General features: G+C 66.1%; 22 protein-coding genes. 11 read left to right on the forward strand and 11 right to left on the reverse strand.

From position 1 onward, the window contains the following. From MH112_RS02700 to MH112_RS02725, 6 genes are all read right to left on the reverse strand, one after another. Positions 1-894: ParB/RepB/Spo0J family partition protein (locus MH112_RS02700; RefSeq protein ID WP_296563466.1), on the reverse strand; the 894-nt coding region annotated here is incomplete at its 3' end. Positions 895-896: 2 nt separating this feature from the next. Next, positions 897-1,760: a ParA family protein gene (locus MH112_RS02705; protein WP_296563469.1), complete on the reverse strand. Its 864-nt coding sequence runs from the start codon at positions 1,758-1,760 to the stop codon at positions 897-899. Further along, entirely contained in the window at positions 1,744-2,451 is a 708-nt protein-coding gene (gene rsmG / locus MH112_RS02710; RefSeq protein WP_296563472.1) for a 16S rRNA (guanine(527)-N(7))-methyltransferase RsmG, read from the reverse strand. Before rsmG ends, MH112_RS02705 begins: the two co-directional genes overlap by 17 nt. Then, on the reverse strand, positions 2,448-4,295 hold the full coding sequence (mnmG, locus tag MH112_RS02715; protein WP_296563957.1) for a tRNA uridine-5-carboxymethylaminomethyl(34) synthesis enzyme MnmG: 1,848 nt from the start codon (positions 4,293-4,295) through the stop codon (positions 2,448-2,450). The genes rsmG and mnmG overlap by 4 nt, the downstream gene beginning before the upstream one ends. A 248-nt stretch (positions 4,296-4,543) precedes the next feature. After that, a complete protein-coding gene (gene mnmE / locus MH112_RS02720) occupies positions 4,544-5,857 on the reverse strand; it encodes a tRNA uridine-5-carboxymethylaminomethyl(34) synthesis GTPase MnmE (RefSeq protein WP_296563476.1) in 1,314 nt (437 codons plus the stop codon). Next, positions 5,854-6,108, reverse strand: a complete 255-nt coding sequence (locus tag MH112_RS02725) for a DUF6489 family protein (protein WP_296563479.1) — start codon at positions 6,106-6,108, stop codon at positions 5,854-5,856. The genes mnmE and MH112_RS02725 overlap by 4 nt, the downstream gene beginning before the upstream one ends. Positions 6,109-6,235: 127 nt before the next feature. Here MH112_RS02725 and MH112_RS02730 point away from each other — a divergent pair, with 127 nt between their 5' ends. Genes MH112_RS02730 through MH112_RS02740 form a run of 3 tightly spaced genes read left to right on the forward strand, consistent with a single transcriptional unit; the run spans position 6,236 to position 8,148 of the window. Further along, a complete protein-coding gene (locus MH112_RS02730; RefSeq protein WP_296563482.1) occupies positions 6,236-6,934 on the forward strand; it encodes a dienelactone hydrolase family protein in 699 nt (232 codons plus the stop codon). Then, positions 6,934-7,905, forward strand: a complete 972-nt coding sequence (locus tag MH112_RS02735) for a quinone oxidoreductase (protein WP_296563484.1) — start codon at positions 6,934-6,936, stop codon at positions 7,903-7,905. The genes MH112_RS02730 and MH112_RS02735 overlap by 1 nt, the downstream gene beginning before the upstream one ends. Before the next feature lie 39 nt (positions 7,906-7,944). Next, positions 7,945-8,148, forward strand: a complete 204-nt coding sequence (locus tag MH112_RS02740) for a hypothetical protein (RefSeq protein ID WP_296563486.1) — start codon at positions 7,945-7,947, stop codon at positions 8,146-8,148. Between the two features lie 104 nt (positions 8,149-8,252). Here the strand turns inward: MH112_RS02740 and rho are convergent, their stop codons facing one another. The 4 genes from rho to hemE all read right to left on the reverse strand — a co-directional run bounded on the left by rho (position 8,253) and on the right by hemE (position 12,423). Beyond that, positions 8,253-9,632: a transcription termination factor Rho gene (gene rho, locus MH112_RS02745; protein ID WP_296563489.1), complete on the reverse strand. Its 1,380-nt coding sequence runs from the start codon at positions 9,630-9,632 to the stop codon at positions 8,253-8,255. A 260-nt stretch (positions 9,633-9,892) separates the two neighbouring features. Then, positions 9,893-10,354, reverse strand: coding sequence for a CopD family protein (locus MH112_RS02750; RefSeq protein ID WP_296563493.1), 462 nt, complete (start codon positions 10,352-10,354; stop codon positions 9,893-9,895). Beyond that, entirely contained in the window at positions 10,351-11,391 is a 1,041-nt protein-coding gene (gene hemH, locus MH112_RS02755) for a ferrochelatase (RefSeq protein WP_296563496.1), read from the reverse strand. Before hemH ends, MH112_RS02750 begins: the two co-directional genes overlap by 4 nt. Further along, entirely contained in the window at positions 11,392-12,423 is a 1,032-nt protein-coding gene (gene hemE / locus MH112_RS02760; RefSeq protein WP_296563499.1) for a uroporphyrinogen decarboxylase, read from the reverse strand. Positions 12,424-12,964: 541 nt separating this feature from the next. Between hemE and MH112_RS02765 the strand changes: the two genes are divergently transcribed. Genes MH112_RS02765 through dnaQ form a run of 5 tightly spaced genes read left to right on the forward strand, consistent with a single transcriptional unit; the run spans position 12,965 to position 16,621 of the window. Further along, positions 12,965-13,807 (forward strand): pyruvate, water dikinase regulatory protein, encoded by an 843-nt coding sequence (locus tag MH112_RS02765; RefSeq protein ID WP_296563504.1) that lies wholly within the window; start codon positions 12,965-12,967, stop codon positions 13,805-13,807. Then, entirely contained in the window at positions 13,804-14,397 is a 594-nt protein-coding gene (locus MH112_RS02770) for a nucleoside triphosphate pyrophosphatase (protein WP_296563506.1), read from the forward strand. Before MH112_RS02765 ends, MH112_RS02770 begins: the two co-directional genes overlap by 4 nt. Further along, complete coding sequence (aroE, locus tag MH112_RS02775) at positions 14,394-15,260, forward strand: shikimate dehydrogenase (protein ID WP_296563509.1); 867 nt, start codon at positions 14,394-14,396, stop codon at positions 15,258-15,260. Before MH112_RS02770 ends, aroE begins: the two co-directional genes overlap by 4 nt. Before the next feature lie 5 nt (positions 15,261-15,265). Then, complete coding sequence (gene coaE / locus MH112_RS02780; RefSeq protein WP_296563512.1) at positions 15,266-15,910, forward strand: dephospho-CoA kinase; 645 nt, start codon at positions 15,266-15,268, stop codon at positions 15,908-15,910. Between the two features lie 6 nt (positions 15,911-15,916). Then, positions 15,917-16,621: a DNA polymerase III subunit epsilon gene (gene dnaQ, locus MH112_RS02785; protein WP_296563515.1), complete on the forward strand. Its 705-nt coding sequence runs from the start codon at positions 15,917-15,919 to the stop codon at positions 16,619-16,621. 79 nt (positions 16,622-16,700) lie between these two features. On the opposite strand, the gene secB is transcribed toward dnaQ, so the two are convergent. Further along, positions 16,701-17,213 (reverse strand): protein-export chaperone SecB, encoded by a 513-nt coding sequence (gene secB, locus MH112_RS02790; RefSeq protein ID WP_296563518.1) that lies wholly within the window; start codon positions 17,211-17,213, stop codon positions 16,701-16,703. 201 nt (positions 17,214-17,414) lie between these two features. Here secB and timA point away from each other — a divergent pair, with 201 nt between their 5' ends. From timA to MH112_RS02805, 3 genes are all read left to right on the forward strand, one after another. Further along, positions 17,415-18,035 (forward strand): TIM44-related membrane protein TimA, encoded by a 621-nt coding sequence (gene timA / locus MH112_RS02795; RefSeq protein WP_296563521.1) that lies wholly within the window; start codon positions 17,415-17,417, stop codon positions 18,033-18,035. A 163-nt stretch (positions 18,036-18,198) separates the two neighbouring features. Beyond that, positions 18,199-19,146, forward strand: coding sequence for an MltA domain-containing protein (locus MH112_RS02800; protein WP_296563524.1), 948 nt, complete (start codon positions 18,199-18,201; stop codon positions 19,144-19,146). Continuing rightward, positions 19,143-19,721 (forward strand): Smr/MutS family protein, encoded by a 579-nt coding sequence (locus tag MH112_RS02805; protein ID WP_296563527.1) that lies wholly within the window; start codon positions 19,143-19,145, stop codon positions 19,719-19,721. Before MH112_RS02800 ends, MH112_RS02805 begins: the two co-directional genes overlap by 4 nt. Positions 19,722-19,772: the final 51 nt, after the last annotated feature.

A 19,772-nucleotide genomic window follows, 5' to 3' on the forward strand; every position in this document is an offset into this window, starting at 1 on the left:
GCGGCAGAGGTCATCCAGCTGTTCGAGGGTCTTGTAGCTGATCTTCAGTTCGCCGGTGCCGCCCCGGTCGGCGATCTGGACAGACAGGCCCAGCACCTCCGCCAGGTCGTTTTCCAGGGCCAGGGTGTCGGCGTCCTTGGCCTCGCCACCGCTTGGGGCTGTCGCCGTCCGCGTCGCCGGTGCTGCACCTTTTCGGACCAGGGCCTCAGTGTCGCGCACCGACAGCCCCTTGGCCAGGATCTGGCTGGCCAGACCCTCGGGGTCAGGGGCGGTGATCAGGGCGCGGGCATGGCCGGCCGAGAGCTTGCCCTCCACCACCAGGTTCTGAACCGTGCTGGGCAGGGTCAGCAGACGCAGCATGTTGGCCACATGGCTGCGGCTCTTGCCCACCACCTGGGCCACCAGCTCCTGGGTGCGGCCGAAGCGGGCGATCAGCACCTCATAGCCGCGGGCCTCTTCGATGGCGCTGAGGTCGGCCCGCTGGACGTTCTCGACAATGGCGATCTCCATCACCTGCAGATCGTCCAGCTCCCGGACCACGGCGGGAACCGCATGCAGCCCAACCCGCTGGCTCGCCCGCCAGCGGCGCTCACCCGCAACGATCTCAAAACGACCATTGGGCAGGGGGCGCACCAGGATCGGCTGCAGCACGCCGCGCTCTCGAATGGAATTGGTCAGCTCCTCCATGTCCTGGTCGTGGAACACAGACCGAGGCTGCGAGGCGTTGGGATCAATCAGGTCAATGGGCAGGTCGCGTAGGGGTGACGCCGTCCGGGCCGCCCCTGTGGCCTCGGCCGCTTCAGCGGCGGCAGCCGCATCGGCGGCGTTCTCGTCCTCGGCTTCTCCGAGCAGGGCGGATAGACCCCGCCCGAGACCCCTGCGGTTTTCCGCCATGTTCAGACGTCCTGCTTGCTGGCGCCCGCCTGGGCGCGGCGCTGTCGCTCGCGGACCACGACTTCCCGGGCGAGTTTGAGATAGGCCTGACTGCCGGCGCACTTCAGGTCATAGACCAGCACCGGCTTGCCGAAGGACGGGGCTTCGGACACCCGGACATTGCGGGGAATGACCGTCTCATAGACCGTCTTGCCGAAATGGCCGCGCACATCGCTGGCCACCTGTTCGGACAGGCTGTTGCGCTTGTCATACATGGTCAGCACAACCCCTTGAATTTCCAGGGCCGGATTGAGACTGCCCCGGACCAGTTCCACCGTTCGCATCAGTTGGGAGAGGCCCTCGAGGGCGAAGAACTCACACTGCAGGGGCACCAGCACCGCGTCGGCCGCCGTCATGGCATTGACCGTCAACAGGTTCAGGGACGGCGGGCAGTCGATCAGCACATAGGTGAAGTCGCCCTCCCGGCGGATCTGTTCCAGGGCGTCGCGCAGCTTGAACGACCGGCGCGCCTCGGCCCCCAGCTCGAGCTCGACCCCCGAGAGGTCTGGATCGGCGGGGATCAGGAACAGACCGGGCAGGTCAGTGGCCACCACCGCTTCCACGGCGGGCTTCTCCCCCATGAGCACGTCATAGAGCGTGGTCTTGCGCCGAGCGCGAGCCACGCCGAGGCCGGTGGAGGCGTTGCCCTGCGGATCAGAATCGATCAGCAGCACCTTTTCCCCCACAGCCGCCAGGGCAGTGCCGAGATTGATGGCCGTCGTCGTCTTGCCCACGCCACCCTTCTGGTTGGCGATCACCAGGACGCGGGTGCGGCTCGCCGGAGCGGCGGAACGCTGCAACTCCTGGACCTCAGCTTCGGCGGGCATGGATCTTGTTCCTCAGGCGAACGATGCGACCCCGGGGGTCGCTGGTGCTGGGCAGAAGCTCGGCCTCAAACCGCCAGGACTGCCGGGCGGTCTCGATCTCGGCCGCCACGTCCTGACCTTTCAGAAAAAGCCCCTCGGCGTGCCCCGTCATCCAGGGCCTGGCATAGCCCAGCAGGCGGGTCATCGGGGCGCAAGCCCGGGCGGTGACGATATCCACATCCCAGGACAGGTTTTCCGCACGGTCGTTGTGAACCGTCGCGGGCAGGTCGAGGGTCTCCACCACGGTCTCGAGAAAACGGCAGCGCTTGGCCATGCTCTCCACCAGATGGACTTCGAAGCCATCGCGGTCCTTGCCGAGGATGGCCAGGACGATTCCGGGCAGGCCGGCACCGGCGCCCAGATCGGCCCAGGTCAGGGCGTCAGGTGCCAAAGAAATGAGCTGGGCGGAGTCCCAGGCATGTCTTCCCCAGAAGTCGGGCAAGGTGGCCGGGCCGACCAAATTCATCCTTTGATTCCAGTCGGTTAGAAGCTCCAGATAGGTCTCCAGAGCTGAAATCTGCGTGGCCGTTGCCCCGCTCAGCCGCACAAACTCAGCGCGGTCGATGTGGGGTACGGCGCTGTGCGCCTCAGGGCCGATTTTTTCAGGGGGATTTTCGGCCGCCGCCACGCCGTCTGAGGGTGTCGGGCTCATGCCGCAACCCTGCGCCGCACATGGGCCAGCAGGGCGCTCAAGGCCCCTGGGGTCACCCCTTCGATCCGAGCTGCCTGGCCCAGGGTCAGGGGGCGGATGGCAGCGAGCTTTTCGCGCACCTCGTTGGAGAGACCGCCGACCAAGGCATAGTCCAGCTCAGCCGGAAGGCGGAGGTCTTCATCCCGACGGAAGGCGGCCACGTCGGCGGCCTGGCGATCGAGGTAGCCGGCATAGCTGGCGTCGATCTCCACCTGTTCCCGGACTTCAGGCGACCACTCTGCAAGCTGCGGCCAGACGGCGCTCAGGTCTTCAAAGGCAATGGTCGGATAGGCCAGCAGGTCGACCACATTGCGCACCACCCCATCGGCCTTGACCGGCAGGCCGGCGCGGGCGGCCTGGGCCGGGGTCAGGGTGAGCTGAGCCGCTTCAGCGCGCGCGCTCTGCAAGGCGGCGGCTTTGCCGGCGAACACCTCGGCCCGGCGGGTGCCCACTACCCCAAGCGCTTCCCCCCGGGGGGTGAGCCTCTGATCGGCATTGTCTGCCCTCAGGATCAGGCGGAACTCCGCCCGGCTGGTGAACATCCGATAGGGCTCGGTGACCCCACGGGTGACCAGGTCATCGATCAGGACGCCGATATAGGCCTCGTCCCGGGCGAACACGTGACCTTCGCCACCGCTGGCCGACCGGGCGGCATTGAGGCCGGCCACCAGGCCTTGGGCACCGGCCTCCTCATAGCCCGTGGTCCCGTTGATCTGACCGGCAAGATAGAGCCCGGGCAGGCGCTTGACCTCCAGGGTCGGGTAGAGCTCCCGGGGATCCACATAGTCATACTCGATGGCGTAGCCATACCGGCGGACCTGCACCTGTTCGAGGCCGGGGATGGTGCGCAGAAACAGGTCCTGGGTCTCCTCGGACACCGAGGTGGAGATGCCATTGGGATAGACGGTGTCGTCGTCGAGCCCTTCGGGCTCCAGAAAGATCTGGTGGCTGGTCTTGTCGGCGAACCGGACCACCTTGTCCTCGATAGAGGGGCAGTAACGGGGCCCTCGCCCACTGATCCGGCCCCCATAGACCGCCGACTCTGACAGCCGCTCGGCGATAATCCGATGGGTCGCCTCAGTTGTGTAGGTGATGCCGCAGGCGATCTGAGGGGTGGTGATGGCCTGGGTCAGAAAAGAAAACGGCACGGGGGTCTCGTCGGCCTGCTGCATCTCCAGGCGGTCCCAGGCGATGGTCTTGCCGTCCAATCGCGCCGGGGTGCCGGTCTTCAACCGCCCCATGCTGAGGCCGCTGTCATAGAGCCGGTCGGCCAGACCGATGGCCGGTGCCTCCCCGGCCCGCCCGGCCGGGATGCGCCGATCCCCCAGATGAATCAGACCCTTCAGGAATGTGCCTGTGGTCAGGACTACCCGGCCCGCCGCATAAACCGCCCCACTGGCTCCGACGACCCCGGTCACCCGGCCAGCCTGCACCACCAAGTCTTCCACCGCCTCCCCCTTGAGGGTGAGGTTGGGGGTCGCGGCCAGTTCCGCCTGCATGGCCTGGCGGTAGAGCTTACGGTCAATCTGCGCCCGGGGGCCCCGCACGGCAGCACCCTTAGAGCGGTTGAGCAGACGGAACTGAATGCCGGCCTGATCGGCCATGCGCCCCATGACCCCGTCCAGGGCGTCGATCTCCCGGACCAGATGCCCCTTGCCCAGACCGCCAATGGCCGGGTTGCAGGACATCTCACCGATGGTTTCCAGCTTATGGGTCAGCAGCAAGGTGCGGGCGCCGACCCGGGCAGCGGCCGTCGCGGCTTCGCAGCCGGCATGGCCCCCGCCAATGACGATCACGTCCCAGATGCTGGGTTCAGGCCGGTTGAGGTCAGAAGATGGGGTGGTCACGCCTAAGCCTTGAAGCCGATACGCCCCAGGGCCGAGGGCGCGCGGAGATTGATATAGGGGATGCTGGGGAAAAGGTCGACGGGGCCTGCCGTCGCATTATGCCGCCTGTCGACCCCCTGGCCTGACTTGGCCCTACCTTCCTGGGCTTGGCTCTGTTTCACGTGAAACACTGGCCCTGTCCCGGTGGGACTGTTTCACGTGAAACATCACTTGCCGATACAGAAGCTGGCGAACACACGGTCGAGGACATCCTCCGAGCCGATCCGCCCGGTGATCCGATCCAATGCCCGGGCAGCCAGGCGAACATCCTCGGCCGCGAGCTCAGGCTCCGCCTGCGGGTCAGCTGCGCGCTCCAAATGCCCGATCGCCGCCGTCAGAAGGCCCCGGTGGCGCAGCCGTGTGGCCGCCGGGGGTTCCGCGCCCCCCAGGTCCATCGCCACGCGCTCAGCCAGAACCGACTCCAGCCAGGCCAGGTCCTCGGCCAGTTTGGCGCTGAAAGGCCGTCCGACCGAAGGATCGCCGCCATCACCCAGGTCCCGCTTGGTCACCAGGACGATGTCCGCCGCCTCAAGCCCCGACACAGTGCCCGCCTCTGGGGCCGCCTTTGGGGCCGCCCCGTCCACCAGCCAGAGCCGCAGATCGGCCTCGGCCCCCCAGGCCTTGGCCCGACGGACCCCCTCAGCCTCAATCTCGTCGGCCGTCTCCCGCAGACCGGCCGTGTCGGCCAGGATCACCTTGTAGCCCGCCAGCACCAGGGGAACCTCGATGATGTCCCGGGTGGTCCCGGCCGTGGCAGTGACAATGGCCGCTTCCCGCCGGGCCAGGGCATTGAGCAGGGTACTCTTGCCCGCATTGGGCGGCCCCATGAGCGCAATCCGATAGCCCGTACGCACCCGCTCCCCCCGTTCGGTCTCCAGGGCGGCGGCCCGGAGCTCTGCGATCAGGGGGCGAAGGATGGGGGCGGCGCGCATGGCCACGTCGGCGGGGATTTCTTCGTCGGGGAAGTCCACCGCCGCCTCAAACACCGACAGGGCTGCGATCAAGGCCTCCCTCCATCGGGCCTGGGCACCGCTCAGCCGGCCCCCCAATTGATCCAGGGCCTGCCGCCGCTGGGCGGCTGTCTCAGCCTCGATCAGATCGGCGACCGCTTCAGCCTGGGCCAGGTCCAGGCGGCCGTTTTCAAAGGCTCTGCGCGTGAATTCCCCCGGCTCGGCCAATCTCAGGCCAAGACCGTCCAGACGCTGCAGGACCCCGGCCAGGACCGCCGGGCCCCCATGCAGATGCAGCTCAACGCTGTCCTCCCCGGTATAGCTGCCGGGACCGGGAAACCAGAGCACCAGGGCTTCATCCAGCAGAGCTCCCTCCCCATCCCGTAGCCGCCGGAGCGCCGCTCGACGGGGTGCCGGTAGACGTCCGCCCATGGCGTAAAGCACCCGACCTGCGTCTGGCCCAGACAGGCGCACCACCGCCACCGCCGCCCGTCCAGGCGCCGTGGCCGGGGCATAGATGGTGTCGGTCATTTTGGTTTGACGCCGCCGCCCATGGCCCCCTCGGCCGCCGCCGTCATCAGCTTTCGAAACTGCTCCTGGGCCCCCATGCCAAAGGCCGTCCAGGACTTCATGAGCTCATCGGGTGAGGCCATCGCCATATTGGCCTCCATCCGGGTCTGCATCTCGCTCACCAGCCGGGCGTTCAGCTCTGAGACGTCAGGCAGGCCCAGAAAGGCCCGGGCCTCCGTGGGGGTGCAGTCAATTTCGATGGTCATCTTCATCGGGCTCTCCCCGCCCATGGCCGGGCGTTGTGGCGACATTGTTGCCCAGGCTTGGTAGGCTGGACGTCGAGGTACAGGTCCCCCTTATCCTGACCTCTTACACCGATGAAACCAACGGGAGCAGATCATGGCCGGGCAAACCCTTGAGATTCAGACCCCAGACGGCGTCTTCACCGCCTATGTGGCCAGGCCCGCCCAGACGCCGGCCCCGGCCATTGTGGTTCTGCAGGAGATTTTCGGCGTCAATCAGGTGATGCGCGACATCTGCGACAGCTATGCGGCCCAGGGCTACCTTGCCATCTGTCCTGACCTGTTCTGGCGTATCGAGCCGGGGGTCGACATCACTGACAAGTCCGAAGCCGAATGGAAGAAGGCCTTCGAGCTGATGAATGCCTTTGACCCGGACCAGGGGGTCCGCGACATCCGTGTGGTGATCGAAACTGCCCGGAATCTTCCCGACAGCACCGGAAAGGTGGGGGCCGTGGGCTTCTGCCTCGGGGGCCTTCTGGCCTTCCTCACAGCCACCCGCACCGACGCCAATGCCAGCGTGTCCTATTACGGGGTCGGGATCGAACAGCGCACAGCCGAAGGCGAGCGGCTCGCCAGCCCCCTGATGATGCACATCGCCGAGGCCGACCAGTTCGTGCCGCCCGCCGCCCAGGAGCTGATCCTGGCTGCCCTGAAAAATCACCCGCAGGTGCAGATCCATACCTATCCGGGCCGGGATCACGCCTTCGCCCGTCAGGGGGGGGATCACTATCACCCCGCCGACGCCAAACTGGCCGATGGCCGCACCGCCGACTTCTTCAAGACCCATCTGTCCTGATGTGGGCCGTCCAGATCACCCGCACCGGCGGGCCCGAAGTCCTCGACCTGGTGGAGCTTGAAACCCCGCGTCCAGGTCCTGGTGAGATCCTGGTCCGCAACCAGGCCATCGGCATCAACTTCATCGACACCTATCACCGAACCGGCCTCTATCCAGTCAAGCTGCCCTCAGGCCTGGGCATGGAGGCCGCCGGCGAGGTGGTCGAGGTGGGGGAAGGCGTCACCCGCTTTGCCACCGGCGACCTGGCAGCCTATGCGTCCGGGCCGATCGGAGCCTATGGGGACTATCACGTGGTCAAGGCCGGGCGCGCGGTGAAGCCACCGGCGGGGATCTCCGCGGAGGTCGCCGCGGCAGCCCTCCTGAAGGGTATGACGGCAGAATTCCTTCTGTGCCGTTGCTTTGTCGTCCAGCGCGGTCAACCCATCCTGGTCCATGCGGCGGCCGGCGGGGTGGGTTCGATCCTGGTCCAGTGGGCCAAGGCGCTGGGCGCCGTGGTCATCGCCACGGTGGGCTCAAAGGACAAGGCCGAACGGGCCCACAGCCTCGGAGCCGACCACACCATCCTCTATCGCGAGCAGGACGTGGCCGCCGAGGTCCGCCGCCTCACCGCCGGCGAAGGCGTGCCAGTGGTCTATGACTCTGTAGGGGCGGCGACATTTGAGGCCAGCCTGGCCAGCCTGGCCCGACGGGGCATGATGGTGTCCTACGGCAATGCCTCGGGCCCAGCCCCGGCCATTCTGCCCGCCCGCCTGTCCCAGCTCGGCTCGGTGTTCCTCACCCGGCCCACCCTGGGCGACTATGTGGCCACCACCGAGGCCTTGGATGCCAGCGCAGAGGCCCTGTTCCAGATGATCGCCAGCGGTCAGGTGAGGATCGATATCGGCCAGACCTTCCCCCTGACGGAGGTCCGCCGGGCCCATGAGGCCCTGGAAGGCCGCGAGACCGTTGGCGCGTCGCTGTTGATCCCGTGACCGATCTGCGCCCCTACCCTTCACAAGGAGACCCTTAAGATGGGCAGCTTTTCCCTCTGGCACTGGCTGATCCTGGCCATCTGGCTCTTTCTGGTGATCTACCCCGTAGGCCGGATCCTTTCCCGGCTGGGCATACCCTGGGCCGTGGCCTTCCTGGCTGTGGTGCCCTTTGCCAATATGGTGCTGCTGTGGGTGATCGCCTTCGTCAAATGGCCCCGGGACCACACCGACCGCCAGGCCTGAGGTTTCACGTGAAACACAAAGGGGGCGGCTGACCCGTTGGCCAGCCGTCCCCAAAGTTCTCTCGATCTGAGGCCCGACCGGCCTCGACCGGACAGACCGCGACCTCAGGTGTTCATCGACTGGAAGAAGTCGTCGTTGTTCTTGGCGTTGCGCAGCTTGTCGAGCAGGAACTCGATGGCGTCCTGCGCCCCCATGGGGTTGAGGATCCGGCGCAGCACATAGGTCTTCTGCAGCTGATCCTTCGGGGTGATGAGCTCTTCCTTGCGGGTGCCGGACTTCAGCACATCGATGGCCGGGAAGATGCGCTTGTCGGCGACCTTGCGGTCCAGCACGATTTCCGAGTTTCCGGTGCCCTTGAACTCCTCGAAGATGACTTCGTCCATCCGGCTGCCGGTGTCGATCAGAGCTGTGGCGATGATCGAGAGGGAACCGCCCTCCTCCACATTCCGCGCCGCACCGAAGAAGCGCTTGGGTCGCTGCAGGGCATTGGCGTCGACGCCGCCGGTCAGCACCTTGCCTGAGGACGGCACCACGGTGTTGTAGGCCCGGCCCAGACGGGTGACCGAGTCCAGCAAGATCACCACGTCGCGCTTATGCTCCACCAGGCGCTTAGCCTTTTCGATGACCATCTCGGCCACCTGCACGTGGCGGGTCGCCGGTTCGTCGAAGGTGGACGCAATGACCTCGCCACGCACCGTGCGCTGCATGTCGGTCACTTCTTCCGGCCGCTCATCAATCAGCAGGACGATGAGATAGACCTCAGGGTGGTTGGCCTCGATGGACTTGGCGATGTTCTGCAGCATCACCGTCTTACCCACCCGGGGCGGGGCGACGATCAGGCAGCGCTGGCCCTTGCCCAGGGGGGCGACAATGTCGATGACCCGGCCGGACCGGTCCTTCAGGGTGGGATCATCGATCTCCATCCGCAGACGCTCTTCAGGATAGAGCGGGGTCAGGTTGTCGAAGTGGACCTTGTGCCGGACGTTTTCCGGGTCTTCGAAATTGATCTGGTCGACCTTGACCAGGGCGAAGTAGCGCTCCCCTTCCCGGGGGGCACGAATGGCACCCACCACGGAATCGCCGGTGCGCAGACCGAACTTCCGGATCTGTGAGGGGCTCACATAAATGTCGTCGGGGCCGGGCAGATAGTTGGCCTCGGGGCTGCGCAGGAAGCCAAACCCGTCGGGGAGAACCTCCATGGTGCCCGAGCCTGAGATCTCCACGCCTTCTTCGGCGAGGGTCTTCAGGATCCCGAACATCATGTCCTGTTTGCGCATCGAGTTAGCGTTCTCGATGTCCATCTGCTCGGCAAAGGCCAGCAGGTCGGAGGAGGATTTCTCCTTCAGCTCCTGCAGGGACATCTTTGTCAGGCCCATGGAGACGATCGCCTGGGAGGCCAGGGTCGGCTCATCCAGCTCGTTCTCGGCGCCCCCATCCTCGTCGATCTGGTTTTCGAGGACCTGGGTTTCGGTGTCTTCGCTCATGATGGTCTTTTTAGAGTCTCTAATGGAAATGAAGGGCCCCTGGACCAGCCAGACAGAGTCCGGGCGGGCGGGGACAAGAGATGGGGCACCTGACAAAAGGGGCCGGCAATGATGTCTCGAGAACCGGGCCGTCGGCGTTTAACGCGCGGCGCCGGGAAAAGGCGGGGCGCGGGATGGCTCCCGCGTCCCTAGGCAAAACCACATGGCGGGGCCCAAGGTCAATAGGCCACGGGGGACCATGACCCAAAAGTACCCAGGGCTCAGCGGGCGCCGAACTCCAGGGTCACGGCCAAAACCGCGACAATGGTGATCAGGAAGGGAATCTCATTGGTCGCTCGCCAGAACCTAGCGGTGCGCGGCCGCTCCCCCGCGGCGAGCTTCTTCCGCGCGCCCGCCAGCATGCCGTGCCAGCCGGTGAGGAAGATCACCAGGGCGAGCTTCAAAATGATCCAGGGCTGCAGCAGGAAGTCCCAACCCCGCCCTAAGCCGTAGATATGGTAAAAAATGAGACTAAGGCCCAGAACCCAGGTGATCACCATGGAGGGATTCATGATGATCCTCAGGAGCTTGGCTTCCCAAACCTGAAAGTGGCCATCGAACTCAGACCCCGGTGGGGCGGTTTCAGTATGATAAGCGTAAAGCCTCGGCAGATACATGATGGCTGCCATCCAGGCGATGACAGCGATGATGTGCAGGCCGCGAAGCAGATCATACCAGTTCATGCGGCTTTCCCCGTTCTACAGGCGCATTTTCCATAGGTCGCCGGACAGCTCCACCCGCCAGCTGATCTGACACCGGGGCCGCTATCAAGGGCGTCGAGCACCATGCCCTTGAGCCCACCGATAAAGCCTGAGTCGATCCCCAAGGCCGGAACCCGCAGATAGGGGGCGCAATCGATCTCCTCGGCGATCTCGGCATATTCATGGTCGAGCTCCACCAGGGTCTCCACATGTTCGGAGACAAAGGCGATGGGGGTCAGAAGGACGCCTACGCCATCGGCCTTGGCCTTGCGGATCGCATCTTCTGTGGATGGGCCAATCCAGGCCAGGGGGCCGACCTTGCTCTGATAACAGACCTGCCAGTCCGCAAGCTCGGGCAGCAAGGCTGCGACCGCGGCCGCTGTAGCCTCCACCTGCGCCTGGTAGGGATCACCGTCCTTGATGACCTTCTCCGGGAGACCGTGAGCCGAAAACAAAAGCCGCACATGGGAGGGCTTGCCGTGGGCCTCCCAGGTGTCTGCGATCTTGCGCGCGTGGGCCGCCACCAGGCTGGCCTCGGTGGGGTAGCAGCACACCGCCCGCGACACCCCTGTCCCCCGGTAAACCTTATTCCAGTCCTTGAGCGATGATGCCGAGGTGGTGGTGGAAAACTGCGGATAGAGCGGCAGGAGCACGATCTCGTCGGGCCCAAACGCGGCGACCTTCTCAGCGGTCTCCTTGGCCCGGGGATGCCAATAGCGCATGGCAATGAAAACCCTGGCCTCGAGCTCAGGGACCGCGGTCTCCAAGGCCTGCTCCAGAGCCGTCGCCTGGGCTGTGGTTTCCGGCAGCAGGGGCGAGCCCCCGCCCATAATGGCGTAGTTGGCCTGGGCGCTCTTCTTGCGGGTGGTCGAAATCAGCCCGGCCAGAAGATATCGCGCCGGGGCCGGCAGGCCGATAATGGCCGGGTCGCGGAAAAGGTTGAAGAGGAACGGCTGAACCGAGTCTGGTCCATCCGGGCCGCCCAGATTGAACAGGACGACCGCAAGCTTCTTCTTCATCTAGGTCCCCGTCACGCGGCGCACGGCCCGTTCAATATGTTCGATAGGGGTGTCTGGCAGGACCCCATGGCCGAGATTGAAGATATAGGGACCCTTACCCCATTGTTCGATCAGGGCGTCGATCCGGGCATCCATGGCTGAACCCCCGGCCCGGAGCAGCAGATTGTCCAGGGCCCCCTGGATCGCCTTACCACTGGCCTGGATCCTCTGGCCCTGGACGGCGCTGGCCTGGGTGTCCAGGGCCACGGCCTGTACCGGTACGGCAGCGGCATAGTTGTCCACCAGAGCGCCGGCACCCCGGGGAAAACCGATAAAGGGGGTATCGACCCCCGCCGCCCGCACCTTCTCGATGATCGCAATATGGGGGCGAATGACGATGCGCTCGAACACGTCCTCCGCCAGTCCCTCGGCCCAGCTCTCGAACAGTTTCAGGGCCTGAGCGCCCGCCTTGGCCTGCATGACCAGGTAACGAGCGGTGGACTCCACCAGAATGTCCAGCAGGTGATCCAGGGCCTCAGGATTCTGGTAGGCATAGGTCCGGGCACCCGAGCGGTCTGAGCCGCGCCCCTCGATCATATAGGTGGCCACCGTCCAGGGTGCCCCGGCAAACCCGATCAGGGCCCGCTCAGGCTCCAGTTCAGCCCGCACCCGGGTCAGGGTTTCACCAATCTCGGAAAGCCTTCCGGTGGAGGCCTCAATCTCGGCTTCCATGACCGATAGCGCCGGCAGCTCCCCAAGCCTCGGGCCTTCTCCGGCCTCAAACCAGACCTTTTGTCCTAGGGCCTTGGGCAGAAGCAGGATGTCGGCAAACACAATGGCCGCATCCAGGGGGAACCTGCGCATGGGCTGCAGGGTGGCTTCGGCAGCCATCTGAGGATTATGGCAAAAGGCGATGAAATCCGGGGCCTTGGTCCTCAGCTCGCGATATTCGGGCAGGGAGCGTCCAGCCTGACGCATGAACCAGACCGGCGGCCGATCGAGGGTCTCGCCAGCCAGGGCGCGGAGAAGTCGGGGTTTTGCAGCATCGCTCATGCCAAGCCTTAAAGCCGCTCTGCAGGCCAGGCTCAAGTCTCAAGGATAGGCCGGGGAAGGGTTATCCCGTTCGCCGGCCTTTCTTCCTGAAAGAAAGAGATGTTTTGAAAAGAGGTTGCGGTAGGGCTGCTGACACCCGGGGATATCTCCCTCCGCGCCTGGCCATACCCGGCCCACCCACAGTCTGCTCACCCTCTCTCAGACTGGGAGCGCGGCCCCTGTGAGTTGCGGGGATGACGGGCCAGCGGCCGTTAAAAGCTTAACAAAACCTTAAGACGCTGACGGTGCCGCCTATCCGGAAAGCCTGAGGATGGCGGCCGCCCTTGGACCCCGCCTGTGTTTACCTTTCATTAAGGTTTTCCCCGCCGGGTGATCTTGTGTGTGAAAACCCCGCCAACTCGCCCCTTATCCCAGGCCGATCTGACAGCCGTGATCTGGCGGGTATAATCCGCCACGTATCCCCAAGCCTGTCGGCCTCGGTTAAGAGACTTATCGACTCTGTCATCCCCAAGAGCATTCTGTCGCAGGCGCCTGACCCGGTATGACCCACCCGCGTATCGCCACCTATTTCCACTTGCATCTGGTGTCAGACTCCACGGGGGAGACTCTGAACGCCATGGCGCGGGCGGTTTGCGCCCGGTTCGACGATGTCCTGCCGATCGAGCATATCTATGCCCTGGTGCGTTCGCGCCGGCAGCTGGACCGGGCCCTGTCCGACATTGAGTCGGCGCCGGGCCTGGTGATCCACACGATTGTTGATGCTGAGCTTCGGGCCGCTCTCGAGGATGGCTGTCGCCGCCTGGAGATCGCCTGCATCGCGGCCCTCGATCCCCTGGTCTCGGCGGTGTCGCGCTACCTTGGTCTGACCACCTCGACCCGGGTGGGTGCCCAGCACGCCCTCGACCACGACTATTTCAACCGTATGGACGCCCTGAACTACGCCATCGGCCATGATGATGGTCAGGGCGGCCAGGACCTGGAACAGGCCGATGTGGTCCTGGTCGGCGTATCTCGGACCTCCAAGACCCCCACCTGCATCTATCTCGCCCATCGGGGGGTGCGGGCGGCCAATGTGCCCCTGGTGCCTGAGCGCCCGATCCCCGACAAGCTGCTGCAGCTGAAAAACACCCTGGTGGTCGGCCTGACCATCTCCCCGGACCGGCTGATCCAGATCCGGCGAAACCGTCTGCTCAGCCTCAAGGAAAACCGCACCTCGGCCTATATCGATGTGGACAATGTGCGCGAGGAGATCGTCCAGGCGAGGCGTCTCTATGAACGTCAGGGCTGGCCGGTGATCGATGTCACCCGCCGCTCTGTCGAAGAGACGGCCGCTGCGGTGATGAACCTGCTGACCTCTGGCCGACAAGTGGACATACTCGGATGATCCCCATCACCCTGGCTTCCCAGAGTGCCGCCCGCAGCCAGATCCTGGCCGGGGCCGGTGTGGCTTTCGAAAAGGTGGTCTCAGGCGTCGACGAGGACCTGGTCAAGGCCCGCATCCTGGGGGCCGGCGGCAACCCTAAGTCCTGCGCGCTGGCCCTGGCGGAAATCAAGGCCCTGACCGTTGCAGCCACCAGGGCTGGCCTGGTGATCGGCGCCGACCAGACCCTCGAGTTCGAGGGCACCCTGCATGACAAGGCCGAAAGCCTTGAGGAGGCGCGAGCCCGGCTGCTGGCCCTGCAGGGCGCGCCCCACCACTTGCATTCCGCTGTGGTGCTGGCCCAAGGGAATGAGATCCTGTGGTCGGATGTCTCCACCGCCACCCTTACCCTGCGAGACTTTACCCCGGACTTTCTGGATCACTATCTGGGCCTGGAGGGGCCAGCGCTTCTGGGATCGGTGGGGTGCTACCGGCTTGAGGGTCCCGGCGCCCAGCTGTTCTCGTCCATCGAGGGGGACTACTTCGCCATACTGGGCCTGCCCCTGCTGGGGTTGCTGGACCAGCTCCGCAGCCGCGGCGCGCTGATCCCATGACCGCCTCGATTTCAGGTACCGCCCGGGTGGCTGGGGTGGCGGGCTCGCCCATTGCCCACTCCCTCAGCCCCATGATCCACAATGCCTGGCTGAACGCCGCCGGCCTTGATGGTGCCTATGTGCCCTTCGCCCCCTCCCCTGCAGGATTTGAGGCCTTCATCCAGGGGCTGCGGGGCGGTGTCATAACCGGTCTCAACATCACCCTACCCTTCAAGGAAGCCGCCCTGGCCCTGGCCGATGCCCCGACCCCGGCGGCCCAGGCCGCGGGGGCGGCAAACCTGCTGCTGTTTGCCCAGGACGGGACCATCATCGCCGACAATACCGACGGGATCGGCCTTCTGGCGGCCTTTGGCGAGCAGGCACCCGGTTTTGATCCCACGACCGCCCCGGTGGTCATTCTCGGGGCCGGCGGCGCAGCGCGGGGGGCAGCCGCAGCCTTTCTAGCCGCCGGCGCGCCGCAGGTTCGGGTCCTCAACCGCACCCTGGCCAGGGCAGAAAGTTTGGCAGAGGCCCTGGGGTCGAGGGTCTCCCCCCTCCCCCTGTCAGACGCTGCCCGCGCCTTGGACGGGGCCGGGGCGGTGATTAACGCCACCTCGGCCGGGTTGTCGGACACCGGGGGGTTCGAGGTGCCCCTTGAGGCCACGGGCGCTGACTGCGTCGTCATGGATATGGTCTATAAGCCCCTGGTGACGCCGTTCCTGGCCACAGCCCAGGCCCTGGACCGTCGCACGGTCGATGGCCTGGCCATGCTGATCGGTCAGGCCCGGCCGGCCTTCGCCGCCTTTTTCGGCCAGCCGCCCCCTGCGGGGGTGGACGTACGGGCCCTGGCCCTGAAGAGTCTTGGCCAGAACGAGAGGACCTGACGACAATGCTGCTCATCGGCCTCACCGGCTCCATCGGCATGGGAAAATCCACCACCGCGGCCATGTTCCGGGACCACGGGGTGCCGGTCTATGACGCCGATGCCGCCGTTCATGATCTCTATGATGTGGGCGGGGCTGCAGTGGAGCCGGTCGGGCAGGCCTTTCCTGGGGTGGTTCAAGGGGGCGCGGTCGACCGGGAGCTCCTGCGCCAGCAGGTGCTGGGAAATCCTGAGGCCCTGCAGCGGCTTAATGCCATCGTCCATCCCCTGGTGGGATTGGACCGGCAGGGCTTCTTTGCCACCGCTCAGGCCAAGGGCGCGGAGATGGTCGTTCTGGATGTCCCGCTGCTGTTTGAGACCGGCGGCGATGGGCGCATGGACGCTGTGGTCGTGGTCACTGCCCCGGCGCATATGCAGCGCGAGCGGGTGCTGGCCCGGCCGGGCATGACCCCGGAGCGTCTGGACGCCATCCTGGCGCAACAGCTGGCCGATGCCGAAAAACGTGCCCGCGCCCATTATGTGGTAGATACGAGCCAAGGGCTCGATCATGCCCGGGCCCAGGTCACTGACATCGTGACCGCCTTGCGGGAGAAGGTGGCGCAGGCCAGGGCTGCGGCCGCGGTTGAAGCCCCCGGCAAACCGGGCCATTGAAGCCCCATGGCCCGAGAAATTGTCCTCGACACTGAAACCACCGGGTTTGAGCCTCGGGAAGGCCACCGTTTGGTGGAGCTGGCCTGTCTGGAGATCGAGGACTTCATCCCCACGGGGCGGTCCTTCCACTGTTATATCGACCCCCTCCGGGACATGCCGCCTGAAGCTGAGAAGGTCCACGGCCTGTCAGCGGACTTTCTGCGGGGCAAGCCCAGGTTTGAGGCCCCTGAAGTGGTGGAGGCCTTCCTGGATTTTGTCGGCGAGGCCCCCATCGTCGCCCACAATGCGGCCTTCGACCGGACCTTCATCAATTTCGAACTGGCGCTGTGTAGCCGGGTGGAGATCCCTGAACATCGCTGGGTGGACACCCTTGTCCTGGCCAGGGCCCGCTTTCCTGGCATGGCCAATTCCCTCGACGCCCTGTGCCGGCGTTTCAAGATTTCCCTCACCGACCGGGAAAAGCACGGGGCGCTGATCGACGCGCGGCTGCTGGCCGATGTCTATCTGGAGCTGAAGGGCGGCCGGGAACGCCGTCTGGAGCTGGCGCCGACCCTGGTCGCTCAGGCGGCTGGCCCCGCCCGCACGGGGGCATATGGCACCCGGCCCCGACCGCTGCCGGCGGCGGTCAGCGAGCAGGAATTGGAGCGCCATGCCGCCTTTGTCCGCGAGGTGGTCAAGTCTGACCTGCTCTGGAAAAAACACGGCCTGTAGAAAAGGCGGCGCCCCGAAAGCCGCCGCCCCTCATGTTCGTCCTCAGCGCCCCGGCGTGCTGAGGCCTTGGTGTGGCAGATCAGGCGTTGCCGATCTGTCCTTCGCCCATCTGCGACACGTCGCCTTGGGCCTTGCGGGCCGCATAGACCCCGCCGAAATCGATCGGATCCAGCAGGAAGGGCGGGAAACCGCCGTCAGAGGTCACATCGGCAATGACCCGGCGGGCGAAGGGGAACAGGAAACGGGGGCAGTCCACCAGCAGCACCGATTCCATGTCTTCGGGTGTAACCCCCGTGATCTGGAAGACCCCGCCATAGAGCAGCTCCACATGAAACACCGGGCCATCCTCGCGGCTCGCCCGGGCCGAGAGCTTCAAATCCACCTCGAAAAGCCCGTCTTCCCGGCCCCGGGCGTTCATTTCCACGCCCAGGTCGATCTGCGGCTGGGCACCCGTGCCCCGCAGGGCATCTGGGGCGCGGGGGTTCTCGAAGGAGAGATCTCGGATGAACTGGGCCAGGATCCGAACGCCCGGAACAAAGGCCTCAGCGCCATTGGGCAGGCCGCCAGGGGCGGCGGCGTCGGTGTCGGTCATGCGCGTCTGTCCGTTCTGGGATGCCAGCCTTCGCCGGCACCGGCCGCGTTGGAGTGGGAAAACCCGCCCCTTTCTGGCGCGGGCTGCTAACATGGCCCCCTAGCTGATGCAATGACGGTCCTGACGCCAGCGTTTGCAGCGACTATATAGAACCCAGAGGGCTTCGGCCCATTCGTCCACTGAAGCCCACGAGAGACCCGCTTGCCCTTACTGGAGCTGATCATCTTCGCCGCCCTGGCGGCCATTGTCCTCTACCAGCTCTATTCCGTGCTGGGACGGCGCGTGGGGCGCCAGCCCGAGGACAAGCCCGCTGGCGAGGGCCCGACCAGCCCGGTGCGCCCGCCCGAGCGGATCAATGAGATGGCCGAGGAAGCCGAAGGCGTCGCCCTTTCGGGCCTGGCCGCCATCCGCGCCCGCGATCCGGCCTTTGATCTCAGCCACTTCCTGCACGGGGCCAAGTCTGCCTACCAGATGGTGGTCAACGCCTTCGCCGGCGGTGATCGGGACACCCTGCGCAATCTGCTGTCGGACGAGGTTTACTCAGCCTTTGAATCGGTCATCTCGGCCCGGGAGACCGAAGGCCGCACGGAGACCGTGGAATTCCTGAATCCCCCCCGGGCAGACATGGACAAGGCCGAGGTGGTGGGTGATGCGGCCCGGGTGACCGTGCGCTTCCTGGCCGAACTGCGCAGCCGCATCAAGGACGCCGGCGGCGAGGCGGTCGATGATCGGCGGACTGCCGAGCTTTGGACCTTCGAGCGCAATCTCAAGAGCAAAGATCCCAACTGGACCCTCGTTCACGTCGACGCCGCGGAGGCCTAGGGACTTGCGCCTGCGTTCGGTCGGCGTCCTCGGCGGCGCCCTCCTCCTAACGGCCTGCGCCACCGGGCGTGGACCAGAAGAGGCTCCATCGCCCGCGCCAAAGGGCCCAAAACCGCCGGCTGCCGCCCCAGCCCCTGGGCCGGCCACGCCGCCAGCACGCCCTATGGCGTTCAGCAGCCTGCGGGGCTGGGACCAGGCCGATCATGCTCAGGCCTTTGCCGCCTACCGCGCCACCTGCCGTGTGGCCCGCGCGCCCGCCGAGGCCGAAATCTGCCGTCGCGCGCGGGCGCAGCCGCGCCTGGAAGCTGAAGCGGCCCGCCAGTTCTTTGAAACCCAGTTCCGCCTTGAGCCTGTCCCCGGCGAAGGCGTGCTGACCGCCTATTATGCGCCGGAGTATTCCGCCCGCCATGAGCCGGACGCGGAATACAGCGCCCCGGTAAGGCCCAAGCCCGCCAATCACGCCGCGTTGTCTGGCCGGGCCGATCGGGCGGCGATCGAGGCGATCCCGCCCACCGAGGTCCTGGCCTGGATGCGGCCGGAGGAGCTGTTCTTTCTGCAGATCCAGGGGTCGGGCGTCCTGACCTATCCTGATGGCGAACGGGTCAAGGTCATGTTCGCCGCCCATAACGACATGCCCTTTTCGGGCATCGCCAACCCCATGCGTCAGCGGGGCCTTCTGGCGGCCAACAATACCTCTGGGGAGTCCATCCGCGCCTGGTTGGCCGCGCACCGGGGCCCTGAGGCCGACGAGATCATGCGCCTGAACCGTCGCTATGTGTGGTTCCGTCTGGAGGCTGATGACGGCCTGCACCCCCTGGGGGCCGCCGGCATTCCCCTGCCGCCCGACCACGCCATCGCTGTGGACCTGTCGGTGCATCGGGTGGGTGAGCTGTTCTGGATCGATGCTGAGGCTCCGATCCTGACCGGCGCCTTTCCCACCTATCGCCGCCTGACGGTCGCCCTCGATACGGGGGGTGCCATCAAGGGCCAGGTCCGGGCCGATCTCTATCTGGGCTCAGGTCCAGAGGCGGGGGTGGAAGCCGGACGGGTCAGGCATACCCTGCGCATGATCCGCCTTGCGCCTCGGATAGGCCCTGATCCCACCCCATGAAACGCCCGCTTCGGCCTGAGGAGCATCGGCTCTGGTCGGTCGTGGCCGCCACCCTCCACCCCCTGCCCGGGCGGCACACTGCAGTGGCACCCCCTGAGGGAGAGACCGCCGCCCCTGTCGCCCCGCCGCCTGCGAAGGCGCCGGGCCTGAAGCCCCCGCCGGGCAAGATGCCCCCCAAGACCAAGGCGCCGGGACCCGCCCCCGCGGCCCCCCCGCGCCCTGCGGCGTCCTGGCCCGGCCCGGACCTGATCGAGCCCAACCGCCATCACCGCATTGTGCGCGAGCGCGACCCCATTGCCGCCCGCCTGGATCTGCACGGCCTGACCTATGACGCGGCCCGGGCGACCCTGGATGCCTTCCTGCTTCGGGCCTGGGATGAAGGCCATCGCGCGGTCCTGGTGATCACCGGCAAGGGGTCCCGGGGAACCGGCGACGGGGCACTTCGCCGGGCGACGCCGGAATGGCTGGCGGCGGCGCATCTGCGGTCGATCGTGGCCGGAGTTTCCGAGGCTCACCGTCGCCACGGGGGCGGCGGGGCGCTCTATGTGGCCCTGAAGCGTAAGCCCCGAGGATAGACCCCGCCAGGATCGATCCACCCTAAGTGGCCCTGTTCAAGACTTGGCGGA

The sequence above is a fragment of the Phenylobacterium sp. genome (assembly GCF_022402485.1).
In the GTDB taxonomy this organism is placed as follows: domain Bacteria; phylum Pseudomonadota; class Alphaproteobacteria; order Caulobacterales; family Caulobacteraceae; genus Phenylobacterium.